This is a genomic window from Neorhizobium huautlense (assembly GCF_002968575.1).
Lineage (GTDB): Bacteria > Pseudomonadota > Alphaproteobacteria > Rhizobiales > Rhizobiaceae > Neorhizobium > Neorhizobium huautlense.
Genome location: NZ_PVBM01000016.1, coordinates 1 through 20,714, shown reverse-complemented (window position 1 = coordinate 20,714; position 20,714 = coordinate 1). Strand labels below are relative to the sequence as shown.

The window sequence follows — 20,714 nt, the reverse complement described above, 5'->3', positions numbered from 1 at the left end:
CTGGGAAGATGATGAAGCATGAGATGTGGTCTTACACTCACGCTGCTTCGTAAAGTCGATCGTCTTGGTTGATGCTCGCAGTCCTGAAGTTGGCAATCAAACTAAGTAAACCTTCCGTATCAACGGCAAGTGTGGCTGCAATTTCGGTGGTCGCCTGCGCCATTGCAGCGTTTTTCTGCGTCGCCACGTCAAGCTCATTGATCGAGCTCGCCACGCTGGAGAGTGTCGTGTCCTGCTCCTTGGCACTCCGGGCGATACTCGCCACAAATTGATCGGCTTCTTCGATCTGTCGCGATATTCTTTGGAGCGCTTGACCGGCATCGCCAACCAGGCTCACGCCTTCAGTGACCTGAATGGATGACTTTGAGATTTGATCTTTGATTTCTTTTGCGGCGGACGCTGAGCGCTGTGCGAGCTCGCGCACTTCCTGAGCGACCACTGCGAAGCCCTTCCCGCTTTCGCCTGCTCTTGCAGCTTCGACGCCGGCATTAAGGGCGAGGAGGTTGGTCTGAAACGCAATCTCATCGATAACACTGATGATATTTGAGATCTCTCTCGCAGAGTGTTCAATGCCGGCCATCGCGCTGATTGCTTTCACGACGATTGCTTCGCTCTGGTTAGCTTCGTTACTGATCGCGCTGACCTTGGCTGCCGCGCTATGGGCTCCTTGCGCTGTTTCCCGGACGGTAACGGTCAGCTCGTCAATTGCAGCCGATGCCTCCTCGAGATTGGCAGCTTGAAGCTCGCTGCGGCGTGCAAGATCGGCAGATGCGCGATAGATCTCCTCCTTGCTCATTGCGATGACCTGGCCTTTCTGGTTTACAACCGCCAGAGCCGATTCGAGTCTCTCCATCGCCGTATTAAAGTTCGCACGCAGTGCGGCATATCTCTCACCAATATCGCCGCAGCGTACCGTTAGATCTCCCTGGGACAAGGCTTCCAACGCTCCACTGATCGTGGATACGACATGCGTCTGGATTGCTCGCTCTTCCTCTTCAAGCTGCACTCTTTGATCGCGCTCGGCTTCAAGGGCGAGCTTGTTCTCCGCATCTCGCCGTTCCAATTCCAGCCGCCTTCTGACGCGGTCCTGAAGCGTCTTGATTGAAGCGGCCATCATGCCAATTTCACTCGGCTGATCAGTGTAGGGGATTTTATAGGAAATATCCTGAGCAGCTATTGCACCAAGTGCTTTGCGGATTTCAGAAAACGGAACTGTGATGCTTCTCAGCAGGAAGACTGCAATCAAGATGCTGACAGCCAGCACGGACAAGCCGATAAAGGCGGCCTTCTTGTAAATCTGGTATATCTTGCTCCCAATATCATCCATGTAGCTGCCTGTACCGAGAATGATCTGCCAGGGTGCAAAATCCCGGGCATAAGCCGTTTTCACAACCTGCTGATCAGCAGGAAGCCCTGGCTTCGGCCAATAGTATTGGAGGGAGCCTCCGCCATTGCGCGCTATTTCTATCAGAGTTCCGACAACAGCTATGCCGTTCTTGTCTTTGGTGTTCATGAAGTTTGTGCCGACATCCTTCTTGTCCGGCATCAACACACGTACACCGTTATAATCGTACCCGAAAATGTATCCGGTGGGTTCGTAACGGATTGCTTCGATAGCGTTGATTGCCGACGACAACGCCGCTTCATGGCTCAACGCCCCCGATATTTCAGACTGATAGAAGTGGTCCATGATCGAGTAGGCGATATCCACCTGACTTTTCAATGCATCGATCCGCTCAGCAGAAACTTGATCCATTGCGGTTTTGACCAAGCTGGCCGCAGTGATTGATAAGGCGCAAGTCAGGCCGCAGATGAACAAGACCAATTTGTTGCGCATCGAGATGTTACGCATGCTTCTCTCCAGGTGTCCCAAATGTTCCAACAGATCGAAGCGCCCCCGTGGACCGGAATAGCTGCATTTTACATGCAGATATTCCGTTTCCGCCCATGTCGCTCCGTCGTGTTGAAGATTTGAGTCGGAGAGTATTAACAGTGTCATAGAAACCAGTTCGCCACGGTAGGTTCGCGGCGCTATTTGGATACAAAGCGCAATTTGGATAGATCTGAATTCGGTTTCTCCATGGGCCGGCTGGTCGCGACGTCGGCAAAGCGTCGTGAGGCTGGTGGTCTTCACGTTCCGACTGCAGCTTTGCCATCTCATGGCAAAACAGCCGGATTGCCCCTCTCAATCATGCCGCGAAAGGCGTGAAAGCAGGTTGGCATTCAGGCTCGCCTCTTTGCAGCCAAAGGGGCGTCAGCGAAGTGTTTCAATAGTGAGACGCTGCGTCTCGGATTCATGACAAAACACCGAATACCGCAATTCAGACATGACGCATCGTTCTAGCCGTTATGTAGTTTTCTCAGAGTGTTAACGAGAAATCCCGAGCTGGCCCAGTCATTGCAGCCGAAGCCTCGACCGGCCGGCATTGCCGGGCACGATGCCGATGTGTCGTCCCCGTCGCGAGGTCCGGCTCTGCGGGGGAGGAGCTCTTGTGTCAATCTCGGATCGCTGACGCTAGATGTGGGCAGTCTGATTTGTATGAGCAATCGAGCCTGAGCCAAGGTGCTGCTAAATCGCCGGCGCATGTCCACGAGATATCGATTGGGGGCAACAGGTTCCTCATAGGCCGGTTGGGCTCGACGGACAGGGACGGCCTTTCAGAAGTATTCCGCCTGCTGCCTGCCGAATCCGAGCCTTATCTCCTGTGTTTGCCCAGCGTCGATACGACCGATGTATCCGCCGGGGAGAGGCCATTTGGTCCAAAGTTAACGCATGGCTTTTTCTCGGATAGTCTCAGCCTTGCAAAAGAGCGCCTGCTGATTGAGCCGGCGGACCACGTCTTCTTCGCGTTTGAAGCGGCCGCGCTAGAGCATGCTTTGGGCGGAAGCTTGGCGAAGTCAGCCTCCGGTTTCCTCAAAATGGAATGGGTGATCGACTTGAATTTGCCGAGTGCGTCGCACCTGAAAGTCCTTGTGGAACTCATCTGCGACTGCCTGAATGCTCCGGAAGAGTATCGCCTTCCTCGCAAGGCCGTTGAGTGTCTTTTTCAGGCCGTCATCACGGCTCTATGCCACGTGACTGCTGTCAGCCCAGTCCGACAAAATGCACCGCCCGCTTCACCGGCCATTCCCTGGCACCTAAAAAGGGCGATTTCATATATGCGCGCAAATCTAGGAACTCCCATGTCGGTGGCCATGATAGCGCGTGAGGCTGGGACAAGCGTGCGTGCCCTTCAGGCCGCGTTCAAGAGATTTAGAGGCGCTACGCCGCTCGGCTATCTGCAGAAGATCAGGCTGGAGGCTGCACGCCAAGAGCTGCAAAAAAGCACCTTACCCCTGGCGATTTCCGATATCGCACGCAAGGCGGGATTTACGCATATGGGACGGTTTTCTGAAGCCTATAGCAAACTTTACGGGGAGACCCCATCCGAGACGCTCAAGGCGCGAGAACGGGGCTCTCTGGACGAAGATTGAAAATCCGGCGCGTGGATTGTTGCAATAGCGCGGATCGGCCGCTTCGCGCCTGCTTTTTCCGCAGGTGATCAAAAAATATGCATGCTTAAATTTCGTCCACAGATTGGCGGATTCTGTTGGCGATTTGGCTGAATCTGCCTTCCTGCTGCGATTGTCAGCCGTCCGACTTCGTATTGTAATCGTCTCCAGAGCCGCACGGCGGCCAGACACTTGCGTGGGCCCGAATTGCAGTCGACCGAGGTCGGCAGGTCTCAGGCTCGGTTCGGATCGGAGGCGAACATGAAAAAACTCAAGGCGACGATTCTTACTGGTTTTCTCGGTGCCGGAAAAACCACGCTTCTCAACCGGCTTTTGACGGAACGCCATGAAGAACGCATCGCTGTTATCATCAATGAGTTCGGTGAAGTTGGGATCGACGGCAAACTGATCATTGAGACGAGCGAAGCCGTCGTTGAGCTGAACAATGGCTGTATCTGCTGCACGGTGCGGGAGGATCTGATCGGCGCACTTCGCGATCTCCTGGCGTCAGAACATGTATTCGATCGCATCGTCATCGAAACATCTGGTCTCGCCGATCCGGCACCCGTCATTCAATCCTTTGTTCTTGACGAGGTCTTGTCGGACCGAGTGCAACTCGACGCGATCGTTACCGTCGTCGATGCCCGGCACGTTGGACAGCAACTCGGTCAGGACGAAGCCGTCGAGCAGATCAGCTTTGCCGACCTTGTCCTGCTCAACAAAACAGACCTCGTTTCTGCGCACGAGCTTGCAGCGGCCGAAAAGCAAGTACGGCAACTTAACCCGCTGGCTCGGCTCATTCATACCAAGGACTGTGCTGTGCCAATAGACGTCGTGCTCGACCTTGGCGCGTTTGACCTCAACAACATCATGTCGATCGACCCGGCCATTCTTGAAGACCACGAGCATGAACATGACCAGTCCATTGCCTGTGTCGCATTGCGGCAGGAAGAACCTCTGGACCCGGCGGCATTCAACGCCTGGCTGAACCAACTCGTGCAGGTCCAAGGTGCCGACATCCTTCGCATGAAGGGAGTGTTGAACTTCGCCGGGGAAGCGCGTCGCTACGTCTTCCACGGTGTCCATATGACGCTCGAGGGGCGTCCGGGAAAGCCATGGAGAGAAGATGTTCGCCTTAGCGATATCGTCTTTATTGGCCGAGACCTTGACCCCGCCGAACTTCGCCGCGGCCTTGAAAGCTGCACTCCTGCCGCCTTGGCCGAGACCGTTTGAGATCTTGCATCCAGAAAGGAAGATACGCTGTGCTCACTGTCCGACACAAAGAACGCTGAGCCGTTCTTGGTAAGGCCGAAGCTTATATGGGAAAAGTCGTGTTTCCCACTCGGCCTCGGGCCAATTCTCCTGATCCGCGCACTATCGTCGTCTGCGGCCCGAGCGTTAATCAAATCTGTTGGCATTCGACTGGTCAGGGGACTGAGTTGCTCGACTATCCTGCGCACCATTTGCCTTGGGCTTTTGAACGCTGCTTGAAGATGCCTCCAGATACTTGTCGAACATGACGCCATGTTAAATCTCGCCTTCAAGGCAGGGCAGACAGTGACCCCATTTTCTCGAAAGGAATAGCGGTATGAAACTCCAGCATTATCTTGGCGGACTGGAAGGCCTCGGTCCTGTCAGCACCGAAACCAGGGTTTTCGTTGAACCGTGGGAAACGCGGATATTCGGGATCCACACAGCAATGATGGCTTTGTCGGCCCAATTGCCGCTGCCCCAAACGCCCTCGGTCTTCCACACGATCTGGACCTGGGCCGATCTGCGCAAGGGAGCCGAGAGCCTCAATCCATTCGACTATTTCAAGTATCGATACTACGAGAAATGGCTGGGCGGGATTTCGGGCTACTTTATCGATCAGGGGTATATCACCGAAGACGAGCTCGACGCCTTAACGGAGGAGTATTACGCGGACCCCAGGAAGCCGCTCCCAAGGGCTGGTGATCCGGCAATCGATGACCGCGTTACCAAATATCTGGTGGAAGGTGACAGTCCGGCAAGGGACGTGGTGGCGACGCCTGAATTCTCAGTCGGCGATGTGGTCACGATCGCGAATGTCCCAAGTGTGGAGCATACCCGTCTGCCGGGATTCCTGCGGTGCAAGACGGGCGTCATCGAAACCGTCTATCCCGGCGCGTATACCTATCTCTGCGACACTGGCGCAGACGGTATCGGAGCAGCAATGGCAGTGTACTGCGTTCGCTTCAATCCGAACGACCTGTGGCCGGGCAATGCCGAACCGAACTTCAGCCTCTACGCCGATCTCTATGCGCGCTACGTCAGCCCGGCGGACGTGTCGGAGTCGATCAAGGCTGCCTAAGATTATTGTTGGGGAGAAACAAATGTCTGAACGCTTCAAATATCGGGAGGACCGCGAGGCTCACAATGCCGCGCGCGTGCGGGCCCTCGAAGCCTTGCTTATCAAGAAGGGAATCATCACGGATCGGACCGTCGATACGGTGCTCGAATACTTCGAGACCAAGATGGGGCCCTTTAACGGTGCCAAGATTGTCGCCCGCGCCTGGGTCGATCCGGATTTCAAGCGGCGGCTTATCGAGGATACACCGAAAGCGATCGCCGAGCTCGACCTGCCTGATGGTATGGCCGGCGCAGAGGGCGAGCATATGCGCGCAGTTGCCAACGCACCAGGCATCCATAATCTGATTATCTGTACCTTATGCTCCTGCTACCCGTGGCCGGTACTCGGGTTGCCGCCGTATTGGTACAAGGATCCGACCTTCCGTAGCCGTGCAGCTCGCGAGCCGCGTGCGGTGCTTGCCGAATTCGGTTTGCCGATCTCCGAGGAAGTTGAGGTTAAGGTCTGGGATTCGAGCGCCCAGATTCGCTGGTTCGTCGTGCCCGAACGGCCTGCGGGAACTGAAAGTCTGTCGGAGATGGAACTTGAGGCTCTGGTCACGCCGGAAGCCATGATGGGTGTCGCTGTCGCCAAGGCCGCCTGAGGTAGAATATGCTAACGCAGTTCGAACATTTTGCTGTTGCCGAGATGTTGGGCAAGCCTGACAGCCCCCCGCGGGCCAACGGTACCCTTTGTTTCGGGTCCGAATGGGAACGCACCTCCTTCGGAATTGCGCTCGCGCTCGCCAAAGAAGGCTATTTCGAATGGGACGACTTTCGTGACGAACTGATCGCTTCGATCGGGAAATGGGAAGGCGATCACCCTTCTGACCATTCATCATGGAACTATTATGACCAGTTTCTGACGGCGCTCGAGAGTGCCGTCGTCAAGACAAATCTGCTGGCCATCTCGGAGATACGAGAGCTCTTCGGTGTCAGCGGTCAAGCCAATCCACAATAGCGTTTACGGAGACATCAACATGCATATCGAGCCTGGTATCGTGGACGGGGCCAAGATCGTCCTGAGCTATGCCACTGCCGCCGGCGCTACGCTTTTCACTATGAAACATGCGCGCGACGAGCTCAAGCGCCGGGGGCTGTCCTCCCTTCTGATCCGAAGCGCCTTCGCAACGGCTCTCGTCTTTTCCTTCTTCGAAATCCTTCCGCATTATCCGGTCGGCGTCTCGGAGGTTCACCTCATCCTTGGCTCGACACTCTTCCTGCTGTTCGGTGCCGCGCCGGCGGCGGTGGGTCTTGCCGCAGGGTTGGTGCTCCAGGGAATGTTTTTTGCGCCATTCGACCTGCCCCAATATGGTATGAACGTCACGACCTTGCTGGCGCCGCTTTTTGCGCTGCAGCTTGCTTCAAGCAAGATCATTGCGCCAAATACCCCCTATGTCGATCTCAGGTATCGGCAGACGCTGGCCTTGTCGGCGACCTATCAGGGCGGTGTCGTTTTGTGGGTGGCATTCTGGGCGCTTTACGGACATGGCTTCAATGTCGAGAACCTGCTCTCCATCGGGAGCTTTGGCTTGGCTTACCTAATGGTCATCCTGGTGGAACCGCTCATCGATATCCTGGTGCTCGCGGCGGTCAAATCCGGGAGGGATGTGTCACGTATGGGCTTCTTCGATGCCCGACTGACCTCTGCCAATTGATTTTCTGAGAGTGACCACCCGCCGCCGGGTGGTGGTCACTCTTGGCAGGAATCTTGCTTCTGCCTCGGGATCAACAGAGGGTTTAGAGGCATTCCCCAATGCGGATCGTTATTTTAGCGCCACCGGGCGTCCAATCATTGGATGTTGTGGGTCCTGCAGAGGTATTCTGGGAGGCTGCGCGCCGCTGCGGCGAGATGAGCAGGTATGACATACAGATCATGTCCACCGGGCAACCTTCAATTGGCGGAACTGGCCAACTGCGGTTTCTTGCGGATCGTACGATCTTTGACCGCGATGAAACAATCCATACTTTGCTGGTGGCAGGCGACCCTTCATTCCAGGCAATCGATCCGCAGGTCATTTCCTGGCTGCGCCGCCGCGTGCCTACCGTCAAGCGATATGGTTCAATCTGCACTGGCGTCTTCCTGCTTGCCGCGGCAGGGCTGCTTGAAGGCAAGCGGGTCACGACCCACTGGGAATGCACGCCAAGGTTCCACAAGGAATACCCTCACATAGAACTAGAGCCGGACGCGATCTATATTCGTGATGGCAAGCTCATCACTGCCGCCGGCGTGACCGCTGGCATCGACCTTGCTCTCGCCCTAGTAGAAGAGGATCTTGGGCGCGAAGTCGCATTGGCTGTGGCGAGATACATGGTGATGTTTGTAAAGCGGCCAGGCGGTCAATCTCAGTTCAGCGCACATCTTGTTGGCCAAATGTCCGAAACGACCTTCATTCAGAAGGCACAGGCCTACATTCTGGAAAACCTGGATCGAGAGCTTCATGTCGAGGGGATCGCCAGGACGGTCGGTATGAGCACTCGTAATTTCGGCCGCGTGTTCAGGCTCGAACTCGGTATGACGCCGCTGGATTTCATCGTCGCGGCCCGCACCGACGCTGCACGCAGGTTGCTGGAAGATACTAACCGTCCATTGCAATCCATCGCAAAAGCCTGCGGCTTCGGTGACGTTGGGGCGATGCGCCGGGCCTTCAGCAAGACCATCGGGGTCACACCTCACGAGTATCGGGCCAGGTTTCAAGCGCGCATAGACCACAGGGCGCTTGTCAATGCTCAAGAGCCTCACGTTCCTGATCGCATGGTACGCCGGCTCGGCTAGGTGCTTGCGCCTCAGCCATTTACGCTGCCGATCAAATCGCCTGTTCCCCGTTTCGACACGCACTCTTACGGAAGCGGTTCGAGCATCACCGGGCGGCGCCCTCAGGCTAACTCCCTGGCGTTCGCCACATGTCGGCGCTCAACCCTCAGCGAGCTTGCTCTGGCGCGAAAGCCTAGCGCGGATCTCGCTGGTGAGCCACCTAGCTGCTGGTCCCGGCGGGGTGGTAACATTGTGAATTGCGTAAAGCGGGTAGCCGTTTTGGTCAAAAATGGGAAGATCAAGATGGACAAGGCGGCCGTTTGCTATGTCATCCGTTACCAGTGACGCCGGAAGGCCACCCCAACCTAAGCCGCCCCGGATAAACAGGTGCTTCGTCGCGTTGTCGCTGACCCGCCAGATCTTAAGGGAGAACACGTTGAAGTCACGTCCTTTTGTCAGCCCGGAGGCGTCGTAAACGACGAGCTGTGTCTCATCCCTCACGTCAACAAGGCCAATGGTCCGGTCCAACATTCCAAGAGGATGGTCGGGGCTTGCGACGGGAATTATGGCAGAATGGCCGATTGCCTCTGAAACAACCTTGTGGTTTCCGGCCGCCATGAAGCCGCCGAAGCCGACCGTCGCGCTCCCGTTTATGACCGCATCCATCACGATCCCAAGCGTACCGGCCGTCACACTCAAAGACACGGTCGGATACAAGTGTCGGAAGGCACGCAGCGCATCGACAACGATGTCCGATGGGACGGCGCTGCTGATCGCCAGGCGCAGCTCTCCCTCAAGTCCATCGTTCAGCGCTTTCACGCGTGCTTGCATCAGGTCGAGATCACCCAGCAGCCTGCGCGCGTCCTCAAGGACGGATGTGCCAGCCTCTGTAAGTTGTGGGCGTTTGGTTCCGGAACGTTGGAAGAGCGTCACCCCGAGCTGCGCTTCAAGATTGGCAATCGTATAGCTAACCACCGACTGCGTGCGATTCAGCGCACGGGAGGCGGCAGAGAAGCTGCCTTTCTCCACTACTGCAAGGAATACTTGGAATTGATCCAGAGTTGGATGGGGCTGCATAACTCATCGATCCGATCGATATCTTAGTTCGATTTTATGTCAGTTTTCACGATGACCTACAAGCTCTAAAGCCGTCGATAGATTCACTCGCGTCCTTAGAAGGGCACTTCATGTCGTCCATCCTGCTTCTCACTGCCAGCCCGCGCCCCAGTTCATTCTCCACGCAGATTGCGTTCGAGCTTGCCGATCGGCTGCGGGCGGCGAATCCCACCAGCCTGCTGGTTCACCGCGATCTGGCCACCAATCCGCTTCCACATATAGACGGCGGCTTCACTGCCGGGATCCACAAGCCGAATGAGGCTCTGAATGCTGCGGAAGCTGCAGCAATCCGGCTGTCGGATGAACTCGTGGCTGAAATTCTCGGGGCCGATACGCTGGTAATCGGCACCGCCTTCATCAACTTCAACATCACGTCGAACCTGAAATCCTGGATCGACTACATCGGCCGGGCTGGCAAGACCTTCCAATATACCGCCAGCGGTCCCGAGGGGCTGGTCAAAGACAGGAAGGCTTATATCGTGCTCGCCTCGGGCGGGATCTACTCCGAAGGCCCGGCGGCGGCGCTCGATCATGCCACGCCTTACCTGAAGTCGGTGCTAGCCTTTATCGGAATCACGGACGTCGAGGTGATCCGTGTCGAAGGTGTGAACCGCGGCCCCGATGGCGCCGCGAATGCCGTTACCGCCGCCCGGGCCCAGATCGCCCGGATCGCCGCCTAAGCCGCCTCACTGAAGCAGGAGTTTTACATGCAAGCAAACATCGTCTCTACTCCCAATCCGCCTGCCGGCAAGACACTGCGGATCAGTCTCTGGATCGCTCAGACGCTGGCGTCTGCCGCTTTCGTCCTGTTTGGTTCCCAGAAGCTTTTCATGCCGGCTGAGGCGCTCGCCGCGATGTGGCAGACCCAATGGCCCGTCGAATATCCTACCCTGTTGCGCCTTACCGGGTTGATCGATGTGGCAGGCGGAATCGGCATTCTGTTGCCGGCTCTTACTCGGATCCAGCCACGCATGACCGTTCTTGCCGCATTGGGCTGCACCTTGCTACAAGTCTGCGCCATCGTCTTCCATGCCACGCGGAGTGAATTTGCGGCCCTGCCGCTGAACTTTATCCTGCTCCCTCTCGTGGCCTTCATCCTCTGGGGACGCGGCAAGAGGACACCCGTCGCCCCGCGTGAGTATTACCGCCGTCGACCCCGCCTTCGGTGATTGGCATCGACGACTGGGCCTGGCGGCGCAATCATCGCTATGGCACGATCGTGTGTGACCTGGAGCGTCGGCGGCCGATCCGTTTGCTGCCCGACCGTGAGCCCGCGACGGCAGAGGCTTGGTTGCGGGAAAATCCCCAAATCGAGATCATTGCTCGCGACCGCGGCGGCGCTTACGGGTTGGCGGCCGCAAGGGTATTGCCCGATGCAGTGCAGGTCGCTGATCGATGGTATCTGATGGAGAATGACAGCCGTGCATTCCTGGACGCCGTCCGCAAATCGATGCGACAAATCCGCAAGACACTAGGTGCAACGCGCATCAATCCTAAACTTCTGACCGCGGCCGAGCGCCTTCAAAACCAAAGCTATCTTCGGCGCGAACAGACCAACGCGGCGATCACAGCGCTTGCAAAGGACGGTGTCACGATCATGGAAATCGTGCGCCGTACTGGTCGTAGCCGCGGCTTGGTCCGCCAGGTGCTCAGAGGGCACCGCAACGACGTCTTTCGGTCAAGAGAAAGCTCGTTGGAGACCTATCTCGAATGGCTTGACGTGCATGGGCTGCCGGCAAGCGGAAGGGCACTGAGCTATGGCGGCGTTTGAAAACACAGGGCTTTCGTGATTCGCGCCGGGTCGTGAGCGAATGGGCCACACGGCGGAAGAGGGCCGACAAGGCGGATGCGGAATCGTTGAACCGCATTCCTTCCGTCCGAACGATTGCCCGCGTTTTGACAACCACCAGAGACAACCTGACGAAATGCGAGACCGTCACCATCGCTGCAATAGAAGGCGGTATTCCCTTGCTGGTCAAGACTCGCGACATCATCGCTGACTTCCATCGCATAATCCGGCGCAAGGCGGAAAACCGGCTCGCGTCGTGGATCGACCGAGCCCGCGACAGTCTGTTTTCCTCCTTTTGTAATGGTGTGGCGAAAGACATACAGGCAGTCCGCGCAGCGATCGTATCACTATGGTCCAATGGACAAACCCAGGGGCAGATCACCAAGCTCAAGCTGGTAAAGCGCCAGATGTACGGACGCGGAAAGCTTGATCTTCTTCAAGCCCGCCTGATTGGCGCGACATGAGAGAATTGCACCAAATATGCGTCAGAGCCCCGTTACAACGCCGATTGAGAGCATCACCGACGCACAGTTTGTTCCGCTTGAAAAAGTGGCTTGACCAGTGACGAGCGACAACCCCATCAGTTCAATTCGATGCCGTAATATTTCCGCAATCTCCTTCATCGGCGCGCCAGCGTAGAAGCCGGCTGGCAGCGCTGTGGCGGAGAATGAGGACCCCGGTTCGCGTCTTCCACATCTTCGGTACCGGCCAATACTGCGCGTACGACGCTCTTGGTTGTGATCGTAAGCATAAGCTTGAGCCCTTTGCTTATGCAGAATGTCGGTAGAAATGGGGTGCAGTTAATGTTGAGGTCGTGTCCCATCAGTTGGTGTAGCTCAGCGATAATGAAGCCGCTCGCGAGCGCGCCGTTGGTAGCGCTGTAGCGAGTGAGCGGCGTGTGGGTGGTCATCGGCGCTTTCCGGAAGGGTTTGGTTGTTGACGCCAACCCATTTCGGAAGGACCACCGATGACCGACGACATGATGAACCTGCGCACGCTCGTGGAGAAGACCCTTGATGCCGATCTGCTGCGGGAGATGATCGGCTTTGCCGCCGAGCGGCTGATGGAAATGGAGGTGGGCGTAGCCACCGGCGCCGCCTATGGCGAGAAGGACCCGTTGCGGCTGGCCCAGCGTAACGGATACCGCGACAGGGACTGGGAGACGCGGGCCGGCACGGTCGAGCTGCGCATACCCAAGCTCAGGAAGGGCTCCTACTTTCCAGGCTTCCTCGAACCCCGCCGCATGGCCGAGAAGGCGCTGACCGCCGTCATCCAGGAAGCCTATATCCAAGGCATATCGACGCGCTCGGTCGACGACTTGGTCAAGGCAATGGGCATGAGCGGTATCTCCAAAAGCCAGGTCTCGCGGCTGTGCGAGGAGATCGACGGGAAGGTGAAGGCCTTCCTCGAGCGGCCGATCGAGGGCGATTGGCCCTACCTGTGGATCGACGCCACTTACGTGAAGGTCCGCAGCGGCGGGCGGATCGTTTCGGTTGCCGTCATCATCGCCGTCGGCGTCAACGCGGACGGCCGGCGCGAGGTGCTGGGCATGGAGATTGGCACATCGGAAGCCGAGCCAATCTGGACGGAGTTTCTGCGCAAGGTGACACGTCGCGGCCTACGTGGCGTCAAGCTTGTCGTCTCTGATGCCCACGAAGGCATAAGGCGGCCGTCACCAAGGTGCTGTGCGCGACATGGCAGAGGTGCCGCGTCCACTTCATGAGGAACGTGCTGGCTCACGCCGGCAAGGAGCGGGCGCAGGGTCGTCTCGGCCTTCATCGCCACCGCTTTCGCTCAGGAGACGCCCGAGGCAGCGTCCCTACAATGGCGAGCCGTTGCCGACCAGATCCGGCCGAAGGTGCCGAAGCTGGCAACAATCATGGACGCGACCGAGCCCGACGTACTGGCTTACATGACGTTCCCGAAGGAACATCCTGCCAAGCTTCACTCGACGAATCCGATCGAGCGTCTCAACGGCGAAATTAAGCGACGAACCGAGGTGGTCGGCATCTTCCCCAACGACGATGCAATCGTGCGCTTCGTCGGTGCGATCCTGCTCGAGCAGAACGACGAATGGGCTGTCCAGCGCGCCAGATACATGACGCTGGAAACGATCAGCCAGATGAGCGATGATCCCATAATCAGCCTGCCAGCAGTGGCGCGCTGATCAGCCCGGCCCATGCCGGAGAGCACGGCGACCAATGCCGCCAGCTACACCACCCCGCGGGACACGATCAATGTTGCGACTTCGACAAAAGTGCGCCAGAGCAATGGCACGAACCAAACACTAAACAACAACGTATTGAAATAACTATCCCTTTCTGTTGGTACAGCGCTTGCATTTCCGACAACGACCTTACCCATCAGTGGAGATGTTCGATGAATGCCCCGATTGTTTCGCTCGAAAGCCCGACCCAAACGCCATCCGCTGGGCAGTTGCTTACGACCGCGAAATCCGGTGGCTGCGCATCCTCGTTTTGCGGCCTGTCCTCCAGGGCAGCCAAAATAGATTCGGCCACCTGGGAGAAGATCAAGGATCATCCATGCTTTTCAGAGGAAGCGCACCACCATTTTGCCCGCATGCACGTCGCGGTCGCCTCAGCCTGCAATATTCAATGCAACTACTGCAATCGCAAATATGATTGCACCAATGAAAGTCGACCTGGTGTTGTGTCGGAAAAGCTGACACCGGAGCAGGCGCTGCTGAAGGTGATTGCGGTCGCCAACGAAGTGCCGCAGTTGTCGGTTCTCGGGATCGCGGGTCCGGGCGACGCCAGCTACGACTGGGCAAAGACAAGGGCGACTTTCGAACGCGTCTCCAGGGAGATTCCGGACATCAAGCTATGCATCTCCACTAATGGACTTGCCCTGCCGGAGCATGTCGACGAGTTGGCCGAATTGAACATCAGTCACGTGACGATCACCATAAACATGGTTGACCCTGCTGTCGGCCAAGAGATTTACCCGTGGATATTCTATCGTCATCGCCGCTACACTGGCATGGAGGCTTCCAAAATCCTGCATGAGAGGCAGATGTTGGGGCTTGAGATGTTGAGCGAACGCGGCATCCTAACGAAGGTCAATTCGGTGATGATCCCCGGCATCAATGATCAGCACCTGATCGAAGTCAACAAATGGGTTACTGAGCGTGGTGCATTTCTGCACAACGTCATGCCGCTAATTTCCGACCCGACACACGGTACTCGCTTTGGTCTCAATGGACAACGCGGTCCAAATGCGCTCGAACTGAAGGCGCTTCAGGATCGTCTCGAAGGTGGTGTCAAACTGATGCGTCACTGCCGACAGTGCCGTGCCGATGCAGTCGGACTTCTCGGCACTGATCGCGGCCAGGAGTTCACGCTCGACCAGATTCCGCCCGATCTTGGCTACAACGGCGGCAAGCGTCTTGCCTACCGGGAGGTGGTCGAACGCATACGCGATGACCAATTGGTAGCGCAGAACCAGGCGATGACGACGCTTGCTTCAATGAGCGTGCGCGGGTCGCTTCGAGTGGCTGTTGCGACGAAGGGGGGCGGACGCATTAACGAACACTTCGGTCATGCTAAGGAGTTCCAAGTCTATGAAGCCTCGCAGACAGGCATTACATTTGTGGGGCATCGCAAAATTGAGCCGTATTGCCGAGGGGGGTGGGGCGAGGAAGGCACCCTAGATGGCATCATTGCTGCACTCAAAGGCATAGACATCGTGTTGTGCGCTAGAATCGGAGAATGCCCCAAGAAGCAGCTTATAGAAGCTGGGATCCGGGGAATAGAGGTCTTTGGCTATGAGCACATCGAAACTGCAATCAGCGCTCTTTATGCCTCTGAGAATGGTATCGATCTATCACAGGCAATAGCTTGAGCTTGCTTATCCAGACACAAACAGGAGTTGATCCATGTCCTTCAAAATCATCGCGTCTCAATGTACGCAATGCGGTGCTTGCGAGTTTGAATGTCCTTCGGGTGCCATCGAGTTGAGGGGCGATAGATACGTGATTGATCCCGAGAGATGCACCGAATGCGAGGGAGTCTACGAGGCACAGCAATGCGCCTCAGTGTGTCCGGTACCTAAGACCTGCGTGCCAGCTTAAACCCGGAACGCAAAAGCCGGGCTATCCGGCCCAAGAGTCTTCGGTCTTCCCTGTATACCACAATGATGAAGGAAATGGCGATGGGTGTTGGACGCGAGGAGGAGATCGAAATCCATAATCCTCCAAAGTTTATGCCGGGCGAGCGGGTCTGTGCCACACTTCACATCAAGAACGATGGCACCTATCCCGGGAAAGAGATCGGAGCAAGCCTCGTTAGGAAAGGCGACACGGGCTTTGTGTGCGATGTGGGGACATTTCTCCAGCAGTTTTACATCTATGCAGTCGAATGGATTGATCGTGGCATCGTCGTTGGAATGCGCACCCGTGAACTGGTAAGCCTCGACGTGGTCTCAAGTCGGAAAAATGCTGCCGAATGCACGCATGGGAACGAAGGAAAAGCCAAATGAGAGTGACAATTCGGAGAACTAACAATGGCTTATCAGCATATGTTCCCAGAAAGGATCTAGAAGAGCCGATCATCGGAATTGAGAATGAAAGCCTATGGGGCGGCTTTGTGGAGCTTGCAAACGGCTGGCGGTTCCTATTGCCTGAGCTTCCGAAGGACACCCCTCTACCGATGACGGTCGAGGCAAGGAAGATCGTGAATGATGATGCTGGTACGGTAGGCAAAAGAGATGGCATGAAAGAGGCCGCACCCGCCGAAAGAACGGATCACTGAGATGCAGGTGATGATGGAGGGGGAAGTCACACTTCCAGCCTTTCGGCTTATCCTGTTGGGGTTTTGCAGATCTCAATAAGGGAGTTAGAAGCATGACTGCCTCTTATGATTACCACCTCGGCTCCGACTACCACAAATCCTATAGCCACCTGGTGGTTCAGGACAGCAGTGGCAAGACGCTCAGATCCGGCCGGGTTAAGAACGACCGGCAGTCGCTGGGTGGGTTTCTCAAGCGCTACCGGGAGACTAGCCACGCGGTTGTCGAGGCGACCCGCAACTGGATGATGATGTACGATTGGCTCGACGACATTTGTGATGATGTCGTTCTCGCTCATCCCTTGAAGGTCAAGGCGATCGCTGACGCCAAGATCAAGACCGATAAGATCTACGCGACGGTGCTGGCGCATCTGCTGGGAGCCGACCTGGTGCCAAAAGCCTGGGCACCGACGCATTCCTCGACGCCGTCCGCAAATCCATGCGACAGATCAAAACAGCGATCGGGTCCGCAACCCTCAATCCGGACCTGCTGACGGTCGCTGAGCGGATCAAATATCAGGGATATCTTCATCGAGAAGACACGAACGCCGCCATTCTGGACTTGGCCAAGTCCGGAGTTGCAATCAAAGAAATCGTTCGTCGCACCGGGCACAGCCGCGGCCTCGTCAGGCGGGTGCTACGTGGTCAAAGATCCGACGTGTTCTGCGTGCGGGAGTACGCATCCGAGGTGGGCCGCCTTGCTGAGAAGTGAGGCGAACTGGATGTTCTGTCTATATGGACGTCAATATAGACAGTGTGAGAACCGTGGATTTAACGCTTGAGAAGCGGCCGCAAGTTAGCCGTATGGAGATTGTCGATAGCGGGCGGCGTCGCCGTTTCAGCAACGAGGCCAAACTTGCAATCGTGGCGGAGAGTTATTCCGCCCCGCGTCAGGTCACGGCAACGGCACGTCGCCATGGGATCACACGCTTTCAGTTGAACGATTGGCGTAAAGCAGCGCGCGAGGGACGGCTTGGCAATGGTGGGGGGAGTGAAGGGTTTATTCCTGCACTGTTGGTCCCGGAACCAGGCGTGCCGGTCGCTGCGACGGCGACCAAGCCTTCAATGGCACAAGGTGGGCTTATGGAGGTTGTCAGCGCCAATGGTCGCCGTGTGATCGTGGGACGCGATGTCGACGTTGAAGCGCTGCTTCGGATCCTGCGCGGACTGGAGGCGCTGCGGTGAATCTGTTTCCGATGGGAACAGGGGTCAAGGTCTGGCTTTCGACGGGCTATACGGACATGCGCTGTGGCTTTCCCTCCTTGGCGCTTCGGGTGCAGGAGGTTCTGCAGCATGATCCGTTGTCGGGGCATCTCTTCGTCTTCAGGGGCCGCAGATCGGATATTTTAAAGATCATCTGGCATGATGGTCTGGGCGCCTGCCTTTTTACCCGGCGGCTGGAGAAGGGCCGGTATATCTGGCCGAATATGGATGGCGGTGCGGTAGCGATCTCACCGGCGCAATTGTCCTATTTGTTGTCCGGGATCGACTGGCGCAATCCGCAGGAAACCTGGCGTCCGAGACGGGTTGGATAGCATTATTACATTGAAATATTGAGTGAATGATCGAATGGCTTCATGACTTCGAAACCTGTGGATCTTCCTGCGGACCTTGCGAGCGCCTATCTGGTGCTGCTTTCCGAGCGTGAGATGTTGCAGGCTGAACATGATGTCGTTGTTGCCGAGCGCGATACCGTCGTCGCCGAGCGGGACATTGCGGTGGCGCAAGCCGCCAATGCCCAGGCGATGCTGTCCGACAGTGAGGCGCTGATCGCCAAACTGGAGCTGGCGATCGAAAAGCTGAGGCGGGAGCTTCGCGGAAAGCGTTCCGAGCGCACCGCGCGATTGCTTGACCAGACGGAATTGCAGCTCGAAGAGCTGGTGATGGCGGCGACAGAGGACGAGGTTGCAGCGCAGGCTGCTGCCGCCAAGACCGCGAGCGTACGTTCGTTCACACGCAAGCGGCCGGTCCGAAAGCAGTGGCCGGAGGGTGTCGAACGCAAGCGTGTGGTTATCGATCCTCCCGGCACCTGTGCATGCTGTGGCGGATCCCGGCTTTCCAAGCTGGGCGAGGATGTGACCGAAACGCTGGAGGAGATCCCGCGCCGGTTCATCGTGATCGAAACCGTAGGCGAGAAATTTACCTGCCGCGACTGCGAGGCGATCAGTCAGCCGCCGGCGCCCTTCCATGCGACGCCGCGCGGCTTCATCGGTCCTCATCAGCTGGCGACGATCCTGTTTGACAAGTTTGGCATGCATAGCCCTCTCAACCGCCAGAGCACCCGGTTCAAATGCGAGGGCATCGAGCTTTCGACCTCGACGTTGGCCGACCAGGTCGGGTATGGAACGGCCGCGCTCCTGCTGATCTTTGATCTGAGCGAAACGCATGTCTTCGCGGCCGAGCGCCTTTTTGGCGATGACACCACTATTCCCATCCAGGCCAAAGACAAATGCACGACCGGGTGCATATGGACCTACGTGCGCGATGACCGGTGTCAGTACCGGATCAATACTCCCTATTAGTGCCGTTTGAATCTTCCCCAGGTGCTGCGGCCACTGGTCTTCCGGGGCGCGCCCCGGAAGACCAGTGGCGCGTCATCGCCAATACTCCTTCCGATGGTCGGAAGGGGGGTGGGTGATCAAGCTGAGGGAGACGATCATGATCCTGGATCTGCATCAGCAGGGGCTGACGGTGTCGGCTATTTCCAGAGAAACTGGCATCGATCGCAAGACGGTGCGCAAATACATAGAGCGAGGCCTCGAGGCTCCGGCCTATGGTCCAAGAAAGCCTCGGGCAACGGTCATTGACCCGTTCGCTTCATACCTGCGGGAGCGGGTCAAATCCTACCCCGGCCTGACCGGTATCGGTTATTTCGAGAACTGCGTGAGCGAGGCTATGCCGGCGGTTACACGGCGGTGACAGATTTTCTCCGTGATGTTCGCCCCGTTGCAAGTCAGGGCTTTGAAGTTCGTTTCGAGACGCTGCCTGGTGGCAGGCTCAGGTGGATTTCGCCCAGTTTCATGTCGTCTTCACCGACGAACCGATGACGCCGAGGATCGTCTGGCTGTTCTCGATGGTGCTGGGTCACAGCCGTCTAATCTGGGCACGCTTCGTCATGCATCAGAACCTGCCGACCGTCCTGCGTTGTCATATAGCCGCCTTCGAGGCTCTCGGCGGCGCTCCGCGCGAAGTGCTTTACGATCGGATGAAGACTGCCGTCATCGGCGAAGGCCAGTCAGAAGGCATCGTCTATAACCGTGCCCTCATAGACCTGGCTCGTCACTATGGCTTCCATCCCAGGGCATGCAAACCGTATCGAGCAAAAACGAAGGGCAAGGTCGAGCAGCCGTTTCGTTATATCCGCGAAGACTTCTTCCTGGCCCGCTCGTTCCGCAACCTCGATGACTTGAACGCCCAGCTCCGGCACTGGCTGGCTACCGTCGCCAATCCAAGGAAGCACGCCATGACCCTGCGTGTCGTCAATGAAGCCTTCGCCGAGGAGCGGCCGTACCTGCGACCATTACCGCTGGCTCCGTTTAAATCCGTCTTGAAGCTAGAGCGCCGGGTGTCGCGGGAAGGCATGGTGAGCGTCGGCGGCAACACCTACAGCGTTCCGGATGCTACGCAAAGCCGAACGGTGGAAGTCCATTCTCTCGCCGACGAGGTCCGCATCTTCGAGAACGGCATTCTGATCGCAGCCCATCCCGTCCTGGAGGGCCGCAAACAGCGCCGGATTCAACCTGACCATCGACCAGCACTCGTGCCGCAACATCGGTCCAGGACGCGCGACGACGCCATTGTCGTCAAGCCCGCCGGCGACACGGTGCTTCAGCGATCTCTCGCCTTCTACGATGCCGTCGGATCTTCCAACCTTCGCTCGATCGAGATCGGATACTCACCCTGGCGCAGCTCGGCTTCGTCGATCGTCACGAGGCCGTTCATTTCCTTGGTCCGCCGGGAACGGGCAAAAGCCATTTTGCCACAGCGCTCAGTGTCGAAGCTGTGAAGGCCGGAAAGAGTGTGTATTTTACGACCCTCGCCGACCTCATTGGTTCGCTTGCCCGTTCCGAACGAGAAGGCAGACTTCAGGAGCGCATTCGCTTCTTCTGCAGGCCAAGCTTGCTGATTGTCGACGAGATCGGCTACCTGCCGGTCATCCAAGGCGGTTGCAATCTCTTCTTTCAACTCGTCAATGCGCGATATGAACGTGGTGCCATGATCCTGACGTCAAACCGCGGCTTTGCAGAATGGGGCGACGTCTTTGGCGAGCCAAGCATCGCAGACTGCCGCTATTATCGACGGGGTGGTGCATTATGTAACCATCATTGACCCGCGCCACGGCCTTGCGGGTCAGCGTCTTGAGCTGGTGTCAGTCCAGTCCGGACGCGGG

General features: G+C 57.2%; 18 protein-coding genes and 7 pseudogenes. 22 read left to right on the top strand and 3 right to left on the bottom strand.

Annotation, left to right across the window (positions count from 1 at the left end; all coding sequences use genetic code 11):
• Window positions 1–37: 37 nt before the first annotated feature.
• On the bottom strand, window positions 38–1,852 hold the full coding sequence (locus C5L12_RS17455; protein WP_105373328.1) for a methyl-accepting chemotaxis protein: 1,815 nt from the start codon (window positions 1,850–1,852) through the stop codon (window positions 38–40).
• A gap of 683 nt (window positions 1,853–2,535) precedes the next feature.
• Here C5L12_RS17455 and C5L12_RS17450 point away from each other — a divergent pair.
• From C5L12_RS17450 to C5L12_RS17420, 7 genes are all read left to right on the top strand, one after another.
• A complete protein-coding gene (locus C5L12_RS17450; RefSeq protein ID WP_157949074.1) occupies window positions 2,536–3,474 on the top strand; it encodes a helix-turn-helix domain-containing protein in 939 nt (312 codons plus the stop codon).
• A gap of 279 nt (window positions 3,475–3,753) precedes the next feature.
• Entirely contained in the window at window positions 3,754–4,725 is a 972-nt protein-coding gene (locus tag C5L12_RS17445) for a CobW family GTP-binding protein (protein ID WP_105373326.1), read from the top strand.
• Between the two features lie 355 nt (window positions 4,726–5,080).
• Window positions 5,081–5,824, top strand: coding sequence for a nitrile hydratase subunit beta (gene nthB, locus C5L12_RS17440; RefSeq protein ID WP_105373325.1), 744 nt, complete (start codon window positions 5,081–5,083; stop codon window positions 5,822–5,824).
• Window positions 5,825–5,846: 22 nt separating this feature from the next.
• Window positions 5,847–6,464 carry a nitrile hydratase subunit alpha gene (gene nthA / locus C5L12_RS17435; protein ID WP_105373324.1) on the top strand — a complete coding sequence of 206 codons (618 nt, stop codon included), beginning with the start codon at window positions 5,847–5,849 and terminating at the stop codon, window positions 6,462–6,464.
• Window positions 6,465–6,472: 8 nt separating this feature from the next.
• Entirely contained in the window at window positions 6,473–6,820 is a 348-nt protein-coding gene (locus C5L12_RS17430; protein ID WP_105373323.1) for a nitrile hydratase accessory protein, read from the top strand.
• Window positions 6,821–6,839: 19 nt separating this feature from the next.
• A complete protein-coding gene (locus C5L12_RS17425; RefSeq protein WP_105373322.1) occupies window positions 6,840–7,517 on the top strand; it encodes an energy-coupling factor ABC transporter permease in 678 nt (225 codons plus the stop codon).
• A gap of 98 nt (window positions 7,518–7,615) precedes the next feature.
• Window positions 7,616–8,635 (top strand): GlxA family transcriptional regulator, encoded by a 1,020-nt coding sequence (locus tag C5L12_RS17420; protein ID WP_105373321.1) that lies wholly within the window; start codon window positions 7,616–7,618, stop codon window positions 8,633–8,635.
• Window positions 8,636–8,773: 138 nt separating this feature from the next.
• Here C5L12_RS17420 and C5L12_RS17415 read toward each other — a convergent pair whose 3' ends face one another.
• On the bottom strand, window positions 8,774–9,691 hold the full coding sequence (locus tag C5L12_RS17415; RefSeq protein ID WP_105373320.1) for a LysR family transcriptional regulator: 918 nt from the start codon (window positions 9,689–9,691) through the stop codon (window positions 8,774–8,776).
• A 110-nt stretch (window positions 9,692–9,801) separates the two neighbouring features.
• On the opposite strand from C5L12_RS17415, the gene C5L12_RS17410 reads away from it, so the two are divergent.
• The 3 genes and pseudogenes from C5L12_RS17410 to C5L12_RS17400 form a co-directional block, all read left to right on the top strand.
• The gene (locus tag C5L12_RS17410; RefSeq protein ID WP_105373319.1) at window positions 9,802–10,410 is read left to right on the top strand and encodes an FMN-dependent NADH-azoreductase; all 609 of its coding nucleotides are present in this window, start codon (window positions 9,802–9,804) and stop codon (window positions 10,408–10,410) included.
• A gap of 27 nt (window positions 10,411–10,437) precedes the next feature.
• The gene (locus C5L12_RS17405; RefSeq protein ID WP_105373318.1) at window positions 10,438–10,899 is read left to right on the top strand and encodes a DoxX family protein; all 462 of its coding nucleotides are present in this window, start codon (window positions 10,438–10,440) and stop codon (window positions 10,897–10,899) included.
• Window positions 10,881–11,983 (top strand): annotated as a pseudogene (locus C5L12_RS17400) (ISL3 family transposase); the annotation flags it as partial. The gene C5L12_RS17405 and the pseudogene C5L12_RS17400, both read left to right, overlap by 19 nt.
• Window positions 11,984–12,138: 155 nt before the next feature.
• On the opposite strand, the gene C5L12_RS17395 reads toward C5L12_RS17400, so the two are convergent.
• Window positions 12,139–12,429: a hypothetical protein gene (locus C5L12_RS17395; protein WP_105373317.1), complete on the bottom strand. Its 291-nt coding sequence runs from the start codon at window positions 12,427–12,429 to the stop codon at window positions 12,139–12,141.
• Window positions 12,430–12,486: 57 nt separating this feature from the next.
• Between C5L12_RS17395 and C5L12_RS17390 the strand changes: the two are divergent.
• The 12 genes and pseudogenes from C5L12_RS17390 to C5L12_RS17335 form a co-directional block, all read left to right on the top strand.
• Window positions 12,487–13,686, top strand: a pseudogene (locus C5L12_RS17390) (IS256 family transposase).
• A gap of 212 nt (window positions 13,687–13,898) precedes the next feature.
• Entirely contained in the window at window positions 13,899–15,380 is a 1,482-nt protein-coding gene (nifB, locus tag C5L12_RS17385; protein WP_105373316.1) for a nitrogenase cofactor biosynthesis protein NifB, read from the top strand.
• Between the two features lie 34 nt (window positions 15,381–15,414).
• On the top strand, window positions 15,415–15,609 hold the full coding sequence (locus tag C5L12_RS17380; protein ID WP_105373315.1) for a 4Fe-4S binding protein: 195 nt from the start codon (window positions 15,415–15,417) through the stop codon (window positions 15,607–15,609).
• A gap of 80 nt (window positions 15,610–15,689) precedes the next feature.
• Window positions 15,690–16,016, top strand: coding sequence for a nitrogen fixation protein NifZ (locus C5L12_RS17375; protein ID WP_105373314.1), 327 nt, complete (start codon window positions 15,690–15,692; stop codon window positions 16,014–16,016).
• Complete coding sequence (gene nifT, locus C5L12_RS17370; RefSeq protein ID WP_105373313.1) at window positions 16,013–16,288, top strand: putative nitrogen fixation protein NifT; 276 nt, start codon at window positions 16,013–16,015, stop codon at window positions 16,286–16,288. The genes C5L12_RS17375 and nifT overlap by 4 nt, the downstream gene beginning before the upstream one ends.
• 92 nt (window positions 16,289–16,380) lie before the next feature.
• A pseudogene (locus tag C5L12_RS17365) lies at window positions 16,381–16,734 on the top strand (IS110 family transposase); the annotation flags it as partial.
• Window positions 16,735–16,736: 2 nt separating this feature from the next.
• Window positions 16,737–17,012 (top strand): annotated as a pseudogene (locus C5L12_RS29235) (ISL3 family transposase); the annotation flags it as partial.
• A 47-nt stretch (window positions 17,013–17,059) separates the two neighbouring features.
• Complete coding sequence (tnpA, locus tag C5L12_RS17355; RefSeq protein ID WP_105373312.1) at window positions 17,060–17,509, top strand: IS66-like element accessory protein TnpA; 450 nt, start codon at window positions 17,060–17,062, stop codon at window positions 17,507–17,509.
• Entirely contained in the window at window positions 17,506–17,859 is a 354-nt protein-coding gene (gene tnpB, locus C5L12_RS17350) for an IS66 family insertion sequence element accessory protein TnpB (protein WP_425350806.1), read from the top strand. Before tnpA ends, tnpB begins: the two co-directional genes overlap by 4 nt.
• Before the next feature lie 42 nt (window positions 17,860–17,901).
• Window positions 17,902–18,816 (top strand): annotated as a pseudogene (locus C5L12_RS17345) (transposase); the annotation flags it as partial.
• A 142-nt stretch (window positions 18,817–18,958) separates the two neighbouring features.
• Window positions 18,959–20,183 (top strand): annotated as a pseudogene (istA, locus tag C5L12_RS17340) (IS21 family transposase); the annotation flags it as partial.
• Between the two features lie 5 nt (window positions 20,184–20,188).
• Window positions 20,189–20,605, top strand: a pseudogene (locus C5L12_RS17335) (ATP-binding protein); the annotation flags it as partial.
• Window positions 20,606–20,714 lie beyond the last annotated feature (109 nt).

Excerpts from the sequence above, each read along its gene's own strand:
- C5L12_RS17410 (WP_105373319.1), top strand. The coding sequence starts at position 9,802 with ATGTCGTCCATCCTGCTTCTCACTGCCAGCCCGCGCCCCAGTTCATTC.
- C5L12_RS17425 (WP_105373322.1), top strand. The coding sequence starts at position 6,840 with ATGCATATCGAGCCTGGTATCGTGGACGGGGCCAAGATCGTCCTGAGC.
- nthB (WP_105373325.1), top strand. The coding sequence starts at position 5,081 with ATGAAACTCCAGCATTATCTTGGCGGACTGGAAGGCCTCGGTCCTGTC.
- C5L12_RS17455 (WP_105373328.1), bottom strand. The coding sequence starts at position 1,852 with ATGCGTAACATCTCGATGCGCAACAAATTGGTCTTGTTCATCTGCGGC.
- C5L12_RS17405 (WP_105373318.1), top strand. The coding sequence starts at position 10,438 with ATGCAAGCAAACATCGTCTCTACTCCCAATCCGCCTGCCGGCAAGACA.
- C5L12_RS17375 (WP_105373314.1), top strand. The coding sequence starts at position 15,690 with ATGGGTGTTGGACGCGAGGAGGAGATCGAAATCCATAATCCTCCAAAG.
- nifT (WP_105373313.1), top strand. The coding sequence starts at position 16,013 with ATGAGAGTGACAATTCGGAGAACTAACAATGGCTTATCAGCATATGTT.
- C5L12_RS17420 (WP_105373321.1), top strand. The coding sequence starts at position 7,616 with ATGCGGATCGTTATTTTAGCGCCACCGGGCGTCCAATCATTGGATGTT.
- C5L12_RS17415 (WP_105373320.1), bottom strand. The coding sequence starts at position 9,691 with ATGCAGCCCCATCCAACTCTGGATCAATTCCAAGTATTCCTTGCAGTA.
- tnpA (WP_105373312.1), top strand. The coding sequence starts at position 17,060 with ATGGACGTCAATATAGACAGTGTGAGAACCGTGGATTTAACGCTTGAG.
- C5L12_RS17445 (WP_105373326.1), top strand. The coding sequence starts at position 3,754 with ATGAAAAAACTCAAGGCGACGATTCTTACTGGTTTTCTCGGTGCCGGA.
- C5L12_RS17380 (WP_105373315.1), top strand. The coding sequence starts at position 15,415 with ATGTCCTTCAAAATCATCGCGTCTCAATGTACGCAATGCGGTGCTTGC.
- nifB (WP_105373316.1), top strand. The coding sequence starts at position 13,899 with ATGAATGCCCCGATTGTTTCGCTCGAAAGCCCGACCCAAACGCCATCC.
- C5L12_RS17395 (WP_105373317.1), bottom strand. The coding sequence starts at position 12,429 with ATGACCACCCACACGCCGCTCACTCGCTACAGCGCTACCAACGGCGCG.
- nthA (WP_105373324.1), top strand. The coding sequence starts at position 5,847 with ATGTCTGAACGCTTCAAATATCGGGAGGACCGCGAGGCTCACAATGCC.
- C5L12_RS17430 (WP_105373323.1), top strand. The coding sequence starts at position 6,473 with ATGCTAACGCAGTTCGAACATTTTGCTGTTGCCGAGATGTTGGGCAAG.